The sequence below is a fragment of the Xanthomonas sp. LMG 12462 genome, from assembly GCF_009192885.1.
In the GTDB taxonomy this organism is placed as follows: domain Bacteria; phylum Pseudomonadota; class Gammaproteobacteria; order Xanthomonadales; family Xanthomonadaceae; genus Xanthomonas_A; species Xanthomonas_A sontii.
Genome location: NZ_NMPP01000067.1, coordinates 1 through 11,686, shown reverse-complemented (window position 1 = coordinate 11,686; position 11,686 = coordinate 1). Strand labels below are relative to the sequence as shown.

Genomic DNA, 11,686 nt, shown 5'->3' with positions numbered 1-11,686 from the left:
AGGCGCTGCGCGCGCCGTACCCTCACCCCAACCCCTCTCCCGGAGGGAGAGGGGCTCGGCGTCTCCCTTCTCCCGTCGGGACCATGGCCCCCTTTTCGGGGGAAGGTGCCCCAAAGGGGCGGATGAGGGTACGGGCGGAGCCTCGCAGTCACAGATCGGCGAGGCGCTTCGCGCGCCAACCCTCACCCCAACCCCTCTCCCGAGGGGAGAGGGGCTCGGCGCCTCCCTTCTCCCGTCGGGACCATGGCCCCCTTTTCGGGGGAAGGTGCCCCGCAGGGGCGGATGAGGGTGCGGGCGAAGCCTCGCAAAGTCAGATCGGCGAGGCGCTTCGCGCGCCGGACCCTCACCCCAACCCCTCTCCCGGCGGGAGAGGGGCTTTACGGCTTACTTCGCCGCCGGATTGAGGCTGTAAGTGCCGTGCAGGCTGGCTTCGGCCAGCACGTGGCCCTGCATCGCGCGCAAGGCGTCGGCGGCGGTGAAGCGTGCCGGCACGTCCAGGCGTGCCACGTCCAGCGCGAACAAGCGGAAGAAGTACCGGTGCACGCGCAGGTCGTTGGCCGGCGGATACGGGCCGTCGTAGCCGTGGTAGTCGCCGCCCATCGCCGCGTCGCCGGCGAACCAGTCGGTGTAGCTGTTCAGTCCCTGCCGCGCGCCGTCCAGGCCGGGCGGTTGCTGCTTGCCCTTGGCCACCACGCCGTCGCTGGCGCTGCCTTCGGCGATCTCGCGCAGGTCGGCGGGCAGGTCCACCGCCACCCAATGCACGAATTCGGTGCGCGGTTGTTCGACCGGGATCTGCACGTCGTCGCGGCCGACCATCTCGGCCACGGTCGGCACGTCCGGATCGACGCACAGCAGCACGAAGGACTGGGTGCCGGCCGGCACCGCGTCCCAGGCCAGGTGGGGGTTGCGGTTGCCGCCGAAGCCGTCGGCCTGGCCCATCGCGTAGGTCGCGGCGATGGGCTGACCCGGCTGGATGCTGTCACTGCGAAGGCGCATGCGGGGAACTCCTTGGGGAATCAGGTTTCAGGGTAGCCAAGGCGCACCGCGACCGGCGTCAGCAGCGCGAAGGCGGCGGCCAGCGGCGTGGCGTAGGCGCGCCAATGGCCGGCGGCCAGGCGCGGCGGGCCGACCGTGGCGATGGTCGGGAACGCCACGCCGAACGCCTGCTCCAGCGCCGCCGCCACGCCGGCCGGATCGTGCTCGGTCCCGTCCAGGCGCACCAGGTGGTGCGGATACAGATCCTGTTCGTGCAGGTCGGCGACCTGCGCCAGCACCGCCGCCAGCCACTGCGCACCGGTCTCCGGCGAGGCCAGGCCCAGCGGCGCCGGGGCACCGTTGGCCAGCCAGTCCAGCAGCATGTCGCGCGGGTCGCGCAGCACCACCAGCAGCCGCCCTTCCGGCAGGTGCGGGCGCAGCGCGCGCAGCAGCGCGTTGTCCCACCACAGCAGCCAGTCGACGATGTTGCCGTCGCCGACGCCACGCGCCGGCAGTTGCGCGCGCCACTCGGCGACCAGCGCCGCACCGTCCAGGGCGCCGCTGTCCAGTTCCTCGACGCTGCGGAAGCGCTGCAGGCCGTCGGTCGGCGGCTGCGGGCCGAAGCGGTCGCCGCGCAGCACCGGGCTGGCCGCATCGATCACCGCGATCACCCGCTCCACGCCGCTGCCCGGCGGACCCCAGACGAACAGCGGGCGCGCCTGGTTCTGCGGGTCGACAGTGCCCAGCGGCGGCCACTGCGCCGGGGCCTGGCCCAGCGGCGGCAGCGGCAGGCGATGCGGCAACTGTTCCTCCTGGAAGGCCACCCAGGTCGCCAGCGCGTCGTCCGGGCGCCCGGCCGCATCCTGCACCGCCGCCAGCCATGGCCGCACCACGGTGCGGTCGCGTTCGGGCATGCGCTGCATCAGGCCGTGCACGTGGGCGATGGCGGCGTCGTGCTCGCCGCGCTCCAGCAGCGCCTCGACCAGGCGTTCCTCGCCGCTGAGCCGGCCCGGTTCCAGCGCCACGATGCGCTGCGCCACGGCTTCGCCCTGGTCGCGTTCGCCGGCCATGTCGTGCACCCGCAGTTGCGCTTCCAGCGCCGGCACGTGCGCCGGCATCGCCGCCTGCCAGCGTGCGATCAGCGCGCGTGCCTCGGGGCCGCCCACCGGCTCCAGCGCCAGCCGCGCCAGCCACAGGTCGTGGGCGTCGGTGGTGGTGGCCAGCGCCGCTTCCAGGGTGGCGCGGGCATCGTCGATCGTGCCCAGCCGCTGCCAGGCGATCAGCGCGGCGTGCAGGGTGCGGCGGTCGGCCGGGGCCACCGCCAGGGTGCGGCGCAGGTGGTCCAGCGCCTCGGCCGGACGGTCGGCCTGCAGGGCGTACTCGCCGGCCAGCCGGCGCATGTTGGCGGTGTCGCCGGCCGGATCGGCCAGCACCGTCTCCAGCGCGGTGATGGCGTCGTCCAGGCGGCCCTGGCGGTAGGCCAGTTGCGCGACCAACGCCATCATCGCCGCGCCGGTGCCCGGGGTGAGCGCGGCGACGCGGCGGAACGCGGTCTCGGCGAAGGCGAAGTGCTGCTTGTCCAGGTAGGCGAAACCCAGCGCGTAGAGCAGGCGCGGATCGTCCGGCAGCGCGTTGCTGGCGCGCGCGAGCAGCGCCAGCGCGCGATCGGCGTCGCCGCGGCGCAGCGCCAGCATGCCGTCCACGCCGAGCAGTTGCGGATGTTCCGGCTGCAGGCGCGCGGCGGTGCGGCTAAGCCGCTCCACTTCGTCCAGGTCGCCGCGGCCCAGCGCCAGGTGCGCGCGCATCACGTAGGCAAGGAATTCGTTGGGATCCAGCGCCGCGGTCTGCGCCAGGGCGTCCTCGGCCTGGGCCAGGTCGTTGGCGCTGACCAGCATGCCTGCGTGCAGCAGGTGCAGGCTGGCGTCTTCCGGCGCCAGCGCGATCGCACGGCCGATGCTGTCCAGGGCGGCGGCGGTCTCGCCGTGCTGCTGCTGCGCCAGCGCCAGCCAGCGGAAGGCCTGCGGGTCGTCGGCGGCCTCGGCGGCCCAGGTCTGGGCGAGACGCAGCGCGTCGGCGGTGTCCTGGCGGCGCAGGGCGTCGAGAATGGGCTGGTGCATGTGGGTCCGGCGTTGGGGCAAACCCGCATTGTAGCGGGAGCGCCCGGCCGCCCTGCGCGGGCGCCTGCGTCCGCGCGGCGGGTACATCGGGCGCATCGGGCCTCGCTGGGAGCGGCCGTGTCGCCGACGCTGCCGGGGGACTGAGGCGACGCGCCTGCGAGGTTTGCCGAGCATGCCGGCCGCGTAGATGACCCGTGCGCCGGGCAGCGCTACGTGGTGGCGGCGGTGATGGTGCGGGAACGGCGGAAGGAGCATCGACGCGTGCCGCACCCGGGAATCCCGGTGCGCCCACCTTGCTGACCGCCTGCCGCACGCCGGCGCGGGCGAGATCGCCCGCCGGCCTGCGCGCAACGCCGGTCAGGCCTCCACCAGCCCCTCGGTCAGCCGTTCGGCCACCCAGCGTTCGGCGAAGCCGTCGCCGCGCGCGTTCTCGATGAAGCCGCAATGCCCGCCCCAGCGGGCGATTTCCAGCCGCGCGAGGTCCGGCAGGCGCCAGCTGCGGAAGTCGTCCAGGGGAATCACCGGGTCGTCCTCGGCCATCAGGATGTCGGCCGGCACGCGCAGGCCTTGCAGGCGCTCGCCGGCGATGCAGTAGCTGTCGAAGTAGGCGTCCAGGCTGGCGAAGCCGGCATGGCGCTCGGCCAGCCAGGCCATCAACCCGCGCATGTCCAGCGCCAGGGTGGCGTCGTCGTAGCCGTGGCGGTCGGGGAACAGTTCGCGCTTGCGCAGCAGCGACTCGCGCCACTTGCGGCGGAAGTACCAGTCGTAGAACTGCGGGCCGTTCTCGATCCGCTGCATGGTGGTGGCCGGGTCCAGCAGCGGGCACACCGCGGCCACGTGCTGCAGCGGCAGTCCCGCCGCCGGTGCGCGCAACGCCAGGCGCAGGGCGAAATTGCCGCCGAGCGAGTAGCCGGCGGCGAGCAGGGTCGGCGCGGGGAAGCGCTGCCACAGGTCGCAGGCGGCGTTGACCACTTCGTCCAGGCGCTCGGAGTGGAACAGGTCCACGTTGAGGTGGTGGGTGCCGCCGTGGTCGCGGAAGTTGAGCCGGAACACCTGGTAGCCCAGCGCCAGCATCTTCGCCGCGGTCAGGCGCATGTAGCTGGAGTCGGCGCTGCCTTCCCAGCCGTGCAGCAGCAGCACGGTGCCGCGCGGCGCTTCGCCGGCCGGCACGCTGAGCCAGCCCTGCAGGCGCACGCCATCGCCGCCGTCGAGGATGTGCGAGGTGGTGGTGGCGCCGCTGGCGGCGAGCAGTTGTTCGCCACGGCGCACGCGCAGCAGGCTGGAACCCAGTACCGATTGGACGTGCGGGTTGCGCAGCCAGCGAGGGGGGGAGTAATCGGTCGCGTTCATGGGCAGCGAGCTTGCGCCTGTCGACTGGAGTAATCGGTCAAGCGCGGCGTCGGCAGTGTCCCGGTGTTCAGGGTTGTGCCATCGCCGTGACGATGCGCGCACGCGAGATCTCGGCGATGCGGCGGCGCCCTTCCACGTCCTGCAGCCGGATCGGCTCCAGGAAATGCACCTCGGCCACCCGCCCCGGCTCGCCGAGCAGACGCAGGAAGTTGGCGAAGAAACTCTCGTGCGGGCCGAACGCGACGATCTGCTGCGCCGAGCCGCCGGCACCGTAGCGCAGCGCCACCGGCTGCACCGCCACCTCGGCCTCGACCGCGGCCTGGAAGATGCGCGCATGGAACGGCCCCACGTCCTCGCCGCTGCGGGTGCGCCCTTCCGGGAACACGCCGACCGAGCAGCCGGAGCGCAGCCGCTCCAGCATCGCCTGCAATACCCCGCCCAGCGACTCGGTGCTGCCGCGCTGGTGGAAGATGGTCTGCCCGCGCGCGGCCAGCCAGCCGACCAGCGGCCAGCCGGCGATCTCGCGCTTGGCGACGAAGCCCATCATGCGCTGGCTGTGCAGCATCACGATGTCGATCCAGCTGACATGGTTGGCGACGAACAGCACCGGATTGGGCAAGGGCGCGCCGATGCGGCGCACGCGCAGGCCGAAGATGCGCAGCAGCCAGGTCGACCACCAGCAGACCATGCGGTCGCCGAAGGACTCGGTGCCGGCGCGGCCGGGCGACAGCGCCATGCACACCAGCAGGAACGGCAGCGACAACAGCACGTGCAACGCCAGCAGCGGCACGCGGTAGCCGTAACGAACCCAGCGCAGCGCCCCACCGTATTGGCGCATGGCGGGTGGGGAGAACTCGCTCATTCGAACAAGGGTACCGGAAGCGGGGGCCTAGCGGACAATTGTGTCACCCCGAAGACGCGGCCGCAGACACGTCGCCCGTGACCGCCGAGGCAGGGTTCAGCCCGGGACCGGGCTCAGCCGCGGTCGACCACCGCCAGGGTCAGCCGCGACACGCACACCGGCTTGCCGGCCGCGTCCTCGATGTGGATCTCCCACACCTGCGTGGTCCGGCCCACGTGCAGCGGCCGCGCGGTGCCGGTGACCGTGCCGCTGCGCGCGGCGCGCAGGTGGTTGGCGTTGATTTCCAGGCCCACGCAGATCCGCCCCGGCTCCACGCACAGGTTGCCGGCGGTGCTGCCCAGGGTCTCGGCCAGCACCACCGATGCGCCGCCGTGCAGCAGCCCGTACGGCTGCCGCGTGCGCGCGTCCACCGGCATCGTCGCCCGCAGCCAGTCCGGCCCGGCCTCGGTGAAGACGATGCCCAGGTGCGCGATCAGGGTGTCGCGGCAATCGGCGTTGAGGACGGCGAGATCGGCAGGTTCGCGAAAGGGCATTGGAGGGCCGGGATTGGGGATTCGGGATTGGGGATTGGCAAGAGCGGCATCCCCGGCACTGAACATTATCGCGCCAGGCGACGCCTCCGGTCGCAGGGATGCGCCTGTTACGAATCCCCAATCCCGAATCCCGAATCCCCGCCCCTCAAAGAATCGGCACCAGCCCCGAGCCGAACGCGGTCAACATCCGCACCAGCAGCCACTTCGGGCCGACGTTGACCTCGGGGAAGTCGCCGACCGAGCTGTAGCAGCGGTGGAAACCGGGGTCGCGCCGGGTCAGCGGCGCCGGGCAGTCGGGGCCGGGCTGGAATTCGTAGTCGGTGGCGTAGCGCCATGGCCAGAAGTCCAGCACCGGCAGCGCCTCGGAGACCTTGCCCATGCTGTAGTTCAGGCCCGACAGCACCGGCGGCTTGACCCGCGGCGCCACCACCCAGGAGTTCTCCGGCTCGATGTCGCGGCCGATGCTGGCCGCCAGCGCCTGCGCGAACGCCGGATCGTCGACGATCACCGCGCCCTCGGTGTTGTAGGTCTCGCTGCGCGGGTCGAAGTTGTGGGTGCCGATCACGCCGACGCGGCGGTCCACCACCAGCGACTTGGCGTGCAGGCCCATGCGCGCGCCCTCGCGGGTCACCGGCAGCGGCCGGTTGGCGATGCGCCGGCTCAGGTACGAGGGGCGGGTCTCGGTGCGCAGCACGCGGCGCGCGACCTGGCTGCCGTCGCCGCGGCTGCCGGACGGCCCGCCACTGCCGCTGCCCAGCAGCGAACTGCGTCCGGCCGCGCTGCCGCCCAGCAGCGTGTTGCGCCCGCTGCCGGTATCGCCGCCGCCGTGCTCGCCTGCGTTTTCGCCGCTGGCCGGCGTGGCCGGCACCTCGCCCTGCAACGGCGCCGGCAACAGGTTGGCGTAGTCCACCGGCGCATCCAGCGGGAACGGCTTGTACTCGTAGATGTCGAAGCCCAGTTCGCGCAGGTTGCGGCGCTTGTACTTGTAGGAAAGTGCATACACCACCGGGTTGTCGGTGGCGGCCAGGCTGTTGGTGGCCACCACCACGCGCGGTGGCGGGGTGCGCTTGCGCAGCTCGCGGAAGATCTCCTGCGCGGGGTCCGACAGCACCAGGTACGGCGTCTGCAGGATGATTTCCTGGCGTGCGTCGGCGATCAGCCGGTCGAGCTTGGGCGCGGTGGAGATGGCCTTGGGGCCGTGTTCGCGGCGGTGCTTCTGCGGCAGGTCGGCGACGTAGTCCACATGCTTCACCGGCAGCGCCGGCAGCACGAAGGCGTTCTCCACGAAGGCCGGATCGGACGCCTCCTCGCTGACCCGCTGCACCCGCTCCGGGCGCAGGAACTGCGCCGGCGGCATCGCCGGCACGCCCTGGCGCAGCAGCAGCTTGCCGACGTCGTTGAGCCGCGCCACCGGCACGCTGCGCCGCGCCGCCCAGTAGGCGTCGAAGTTGGCGGCCATCGACCGCGCCACCGGGCCGGCGACCAGCACGTCGCGGTCGCGGAAGTTGTATTCGGCGTCCCAGTCGAAATAGTCGTCCTGGTAGTTGCGCCCGCCGACCACGCCGATCGCATCGTCGATCACCAGCAGCTTGTTGTGCATGCGCTGGTTGAAGCGGCGGAAGCAACACAGCACGCTGGCGGCGTAGTGGAAGTAGTTGGGCTTGGCCAGGCCGAAGGTGGGGTTGTAGATGCGCAGCGAGAAGTTCTCGTGCGCGCCGGCCAGCGCGCCGAGGATCTGCAGGTCGGAGATCGCCGAGAGCTGGTCGATCAGGACGCGCACCTGCACGCCGCGCCGCGCCGCGGCCAGCAGTTCGTCCATCACCAGCCGCGCGCTGTCGTCCTTGTCGAAGATGTAGGTCTGCAGGTCGATGCTGCGGCTGGCGCTGCGGATCAGGTTGATCCGCGCCACCAGCGCCTCTTCGCCGTGGTCGAGGATGGTGGCGTAGTGCCGCGGCGCGCCGGCGCCGGACTGGGCGAAGGCCTTGCCGGCGAGCCCGCGCAGCGGCGAGGCCAGCGCGCAGCGGTCCCCGCGCGTGCAGTCGACCTGGCGGTCGCGCGCGGCCTCGGCGATCGCCACGGCGCGGCCGTGCTGCGCCTGCGACAGGCTCGCGCAGCCGCTGCCGAGCAGCAGCGCCACCACCACCAGCACCCGCATCAACTTTGATATCACCGAGTGGCCGCCTCGGTCAGGCGTGCGCGCAGCACGAAGGTGACCCGGTCGCTCAAGGCCAGATCCCACTTGTCCATTCCGTAACGTCCACGCAATACCGTACCGCGGCTGATGACATCGCAATCATAGCCTGCGCGGGTGCATGCGGCCGGCATGACGGTCAGCGTCTCGGCGTGGCTGACCCCGCGGATGCTCAGGATGCCGGGGATCGGCCCGCCCTTGCCCAGCACCTGCGGCGAGAACGGCTGCGAGTCGAAGGACACGGTGGGGTAGCGCGGCGCGTCGAAGAAATCCTCGCCGCGCATCCAGCCGGTGTAGCGCGGCTTGCCGGGGATTTCCACGTAGGCGGTGAACAGGCGCAGGTGCACCTGGTGGCGGCCATCGGGCAGCACGTGCACGGTGCCCTCGTAGCGCGGGAAGAAGCCTTCGATGCGCTGGCCGAAGCGGGTGCGGATCTCGAACCCGAAGCGCGACTGCGCCGGGTCCAGGGCGTATTCGCCGGGCGCCAGCAAGGCCGGCGTCACCTGCGCGTGGCCGACGGCGCACCACAGACACAACGGCAGCAGCGCGGCGCAGAGCGCCGGCCGCAGGAACCTGCGCAGCGGGCTCAGGGCCACCAGAACGCGGTCAAGCGCGCCACGCCCGGCTCGATCGCCGCGTCGTGCGGGACCCCGAGCACGGCGACGCTGGCGGTGGGCATGCCGCGGTAGTCGCCGGACTGGCCGCTGTGCATCAGCGCCGCCAGCCGCTCCAGGCCCGGGTTGTGGCCGACCAGCAACAGCCGCTCGACGTCGCGGTGGCCGTCCAGCAGATCGGCCAGGGTGCCCGAGGTCGCCTCGTAGATGCGCGGCTCCAGGCGCTGCTCGACGTAGCCGGTCAGCTCCAGCACCGCCTCCAGGGTTTCGCGCGCGCGCCGCGCCGGCGAACACAGCACCCGGTCCGGCACCAGCCGCTGCTCCAGCAGCCAGCGCCCGGCCGCCTCGGCCTCGGCCAGGCCGTGCGGCGACAGCGGCCGGTCGAAATCGGCCTGGCCGGTGTCGGCCGGTTCGGCGTGGGCATGGCGCAGCAGGATCACTTCTCGCAAAACGATGGTCATCGGTCAGGCCTTCTTGAGCCACTTGAGCAACGGTTCCCAGTCCTGCTGGTGGTCGCGGACCTGGACGGAGTGGTAATCGAACAGGCTGCGGCCCAGCCCCACCAGCACCACGTAGGCCTGGCTGTCGCGCAGTTGCGCCACCACCGGGTAGGGCCATTCGGCGAGCATCTGCAGCGCCTGCTGGGTGGCATTGGTCCAGGGCTTGCTGCGGTTGAGCACCAGCCCGACCGGCAGCTTGCGCTGGTGCACCCGCGGCACCTTGGCCAGGGTGTTGAGGAAGCCGACGGTGGCCTCGATGTCCAGCGCCGAGGGCATCACCGGCACCACCACCGCGTCGGCCTCGTCGAGGAAATGGGTCAGGTCCTCGGCCATGGCGCCGGCGGGGGCGTCGACGATCACCCGCTGCGCGTCGTCGGGCAGCGCCGCGCGCCAGCTGCGCTTGCGGCTGGCGTCGATCGGCAGCACCGCGCTGTCCAGGCCGGCACGGCGTTCGGCCCAGCGGGTCGAGGAGCCCTGCGGATCGGCATCGGCCAGCACCGTGCGCTTGCCTGCCAGCGCGTAGGACGCCGCCAGGTGCGTGGCGACCGTGGTCTTGCCCACGCCGCCCTTGGAGCCGGCCACCAGGATCGTCTTCATGCACGCCTCGCTTCCGGGGGAAGAAGCCGGAGCGTACACCGGCCCTACGTCAGCCGGTAGTCAACGCGCAGCGCGCCGCCAGCCGCCGGGCTTGCTATCGTGGCGGCCCCCTTCGCCTTCCGATGCCATGAGCGAGCTGCAGGACCTGGTCGCGCTGATCCGCGCCAACACGCCCCTGATCGTGATCGAGACGCAGGAGGAGGCGCGCATCGTCGACCTGTTCCGGCAGGCCTTGATGCAGGTCTGGCGCGCCCTGCACCGCTGGTCGATCACCGAGGGCCTGCGCCGCATCGACCTGGACCGCGAGGACCCGCCGAGCGGGCCGCCGGACGCCAGCGCGGTGCTGCAGGCGATCAAGCAGGCCGATCAGCGCGGCATCTACCTGCTGCTCGACGTCACCCCGTACCTGGGCTACGCCAGCCACCAGCGGCTGCTGCGCGACATCGTCGAGCGCCGCCACTGCCAGCCGCACGTGCTGGTGCTGATCGGCACGCGGATCGAGCTGCCGGCCGAGCTGGAAGCGCTGGCGACCCGCTTCAATCCGCGCCTGCCCGACGCCAACGCCCTGCTGAAGATGGTGCAGGAGGAGGCGCTGGGCTATGCGCGCGAGTTCGGCGGACGCCGGGTCGAGGTCGACGGCGACGCGGTCAAGCAGATCCTGCGCAATCTGCGCGGGCTCAGCCTGATCGACGCGCGGCGCATCGCCCGGCAACTGATCTACGCCGACGGCGCGCTCACCGCATCCGATCTGCCGCAACTGGCCAAGCTCAAGTTCGAACTGCTCAACCGCAGCGGCCACCTGCAGTACGACAACGATGCCACGCGCTTCGAGGACGTGGCCGGTGCGCGCCGGCTCAAGCAATGGATCGCACAGCGCCGCGCGGTGTTCGCCGGCACCGCGCCGCCGGGGCTGGACCCGCCCAAGGGCGTGCTGCTGCTCGGCGTGCAGGGTTGCGGCAAGTCGATGCTGGCCAAGGCCACCGCGGCGGGGTTCGGCGTGCCGCTGCTGCGCCTGGACATGGGCGCGCTGTACGCCAAGTACCACGGCGAGACCGAGAAGAACCTGCGCGACGCGCTGGCCGCGGTCGAGCAACTGGCGCCGTGCGTGCTGTGGATGGACGAGATCGAGAAGGGCCTGGCCAGCGGCGGCGAGGACGGCGGCGTATCGCGGCGCGTGCTCGGCACGCTGCTGACCTGGATGGCCGAACGCGGCAGCGCCGACGGCACCGCCGCGGTGTTCATCGTCGCCACCGCCAACCAGGTGCACGAGCTGCCGGCGGAGCTGCTGCGCAAGGGCCGCTTCGACGAGATCTTCTTCGTCGACCTGCCCGACCCGCAGACGCGCGTGGAGCTGTTGCGCCTGCACCTGACGCGGCGGCAGCTGCATGCGGACGCGTTCGCGCTGCCGGCCTTGGCTGCCGCCGCCGACGGGTTCTCCGGTGCCGAGATCGAGCAGGCGATCGTCTCCGGGTTGTATGCCGCGCACGCCGAACAGCGGCCGCTGGATACCGAGCTGCTGATGCAGGAGATCCGCACTACCCGGCCGCTGTCGGTGCTGATGGCCGAACAGGTGCAGGCGCTGCGCAGCTGGGCCAGCGGGCGGACGGTGCCGGCGGATTAGCGGCGGGCGGTTGGTGAGATCAGGCGATGCCGCTATGCGAGGCTGCGCCCGACCCTCACCCCAACCCCTCTCCCGGGGGGAGAGGGGCTTCTAAATTCCTTCTCCCTCCGGGAGAAGGTGCCCCGCAGGGGCGGGGGGGGGGCCGGGAGTCGCCCCGCGTGGGGAGATTGGTGAAGGCGCCGCGCGCCCCGTGCCCTCCCCCCAAACCCTCTCCCGGAGGGCTGGCTCCTTTACACTTCTGACGCCGCCGCGACTCTTCCGAGATTAATACTTCTCCGACAGGATACAGTCAGATAATGAACATTGTGGATACACAGATAAATCGT

At 71.8% G+C, this 11,686-nt stretch carries 10 protein-coding genes; 1 reads left to right on the top strand and 9 read right to left on the bottom strand.

Annotation, left to right across the window (positions count from 1 at the left end; translation table 11 throughout):
• Positions 1–384: 384 nt before the first annotated feature.
• The 9 genes from CEK69_RS15475 to CEK69_RS15435 all read right to left on the bottom strand — a co-directional run bounded on the left by CEK69_RS15475 (position 385) and on the right by CEK69_RS15435 (position 9,739).
• Entirely contained in the window at positions 385–996 is a 612-nt protein-coding gene (locus CEK69_RS15475; protein WP_152182468.1) for a YbhB/YbcL family Raf kinase inhibitor-like protein, read from the bottom strand.
• Between the two features lie 20 nt (positions 997–1,016).
• Positions 1,017–3,092 (bottom strand): tetratricopeptide repeat protein, encoded by a 2,076-nt coding sequence (locus CEK69_RS15470; protein WP_152246562.1) that lies wholly within the window; start codon positions 3,090–3,092, stop codon positions 1,017–1,019.
• A gap of 357 nt (positions 3,093–3,449) precedes the next feature.
• A complete protein-coding gene (locus CEK69_RS15465; RefSeq protein WP_017908100.1) occupies positions 3,450–4,442 on the bottom strand; it encodes an alpha/beta fold hydrolase in 993 nt (330 codons plus the stop codon).
• Positions 4,443–4,509: 67 nt separating this feature from the next.
• Positions 4,510–5,304 carry a lysophospholipid acyltransferase family protein gene (locus tag CEK69_RS15460; RefSeq protein ID WP_152246560.1) on the bottom strand — a complete coding sequence of 265 codons (795 nt, stop codon included), beginning with the start codon at positions 5,302–5,304 and terminating at the stop codon, positions 4,510–4,512.
• A 113-nt stretch (positions 5,305–5,417) separates the two neighbouring features.
• Positions 5,418–5,837, bottom strand: coding sequence for a hotdog fold thioesterase (locus CEK69_RS15455; protein WP_017908098.1), 420 nt, complete (start codon positions 5,835–5,837; stop codon positions 5,418–5,420).
• A 145-nt stretch (positions 5,838–5,982) separates the two neighbouring features.
• A complete protein-coding gene (locus CEK69_RS15450) occupies positions 5,983–8,004 on the bottom strand; it encodes a phospholipase D family protein (protein ID WP_152246564.1) in 2,022 nt (673 codons plus the stop codon).
• Positions 8,004–8,558, bottom strand: coding sequence for a YceI family protein (locus CEK69_RS15445; RefSeq protein WP_223875706.1), 555 nt, complete (start codon positions 8,556–8,558; stop codon positions 8,004–8,006). The genes CEK69_RS15450 and CEK69_RS15445 overlap by 1 nt, the downstream gene beginning before the upstream one ends.
• A 56-nt stretch (positions 8,559–8,614) precedes the next feature.
• Positions 8,615–9,091: a histidine phosphatase family protein gene (locus CEK69_RS15440; protein ID WP_010340932.1), complete on the bottom strand. Its 477-nt coding sequence runs from the start codon at positions 9,089–9,091 to the stop codon at positions 8,615–8,617.
• A 15-nt stretch (positions 9,092–9,106) separates the two neighbouring features.
• Positions 9,107–9,739: a ParA family protein gene (locus CEK69_RS15435; protein ID WP_152246558.1), complete on the bottom strand. Its 633-nt coding sequence runs from the start codon at positions 9,737–9,739 to the stop codon at positions 9,107–9,109.
• A gap of 127 nt (positions 9,740–9,866) precedes the next feature.
• Between CEK69_RS15435 and CEK69_RS15430 the strand changes: the two genes are divergently transcribed.
• Positions 9,867–11,360, top strand: a complete 1,494-nt coding sequence (locus CEK69_RS15430; protein WP_152246556.1) for an AAA family ATPase — start codon at positions 9,867–9,869, stop codon at positions 11,358–11,360.
• Positions 11,361–11,686 lie beyond the last annotated feature (326 nt).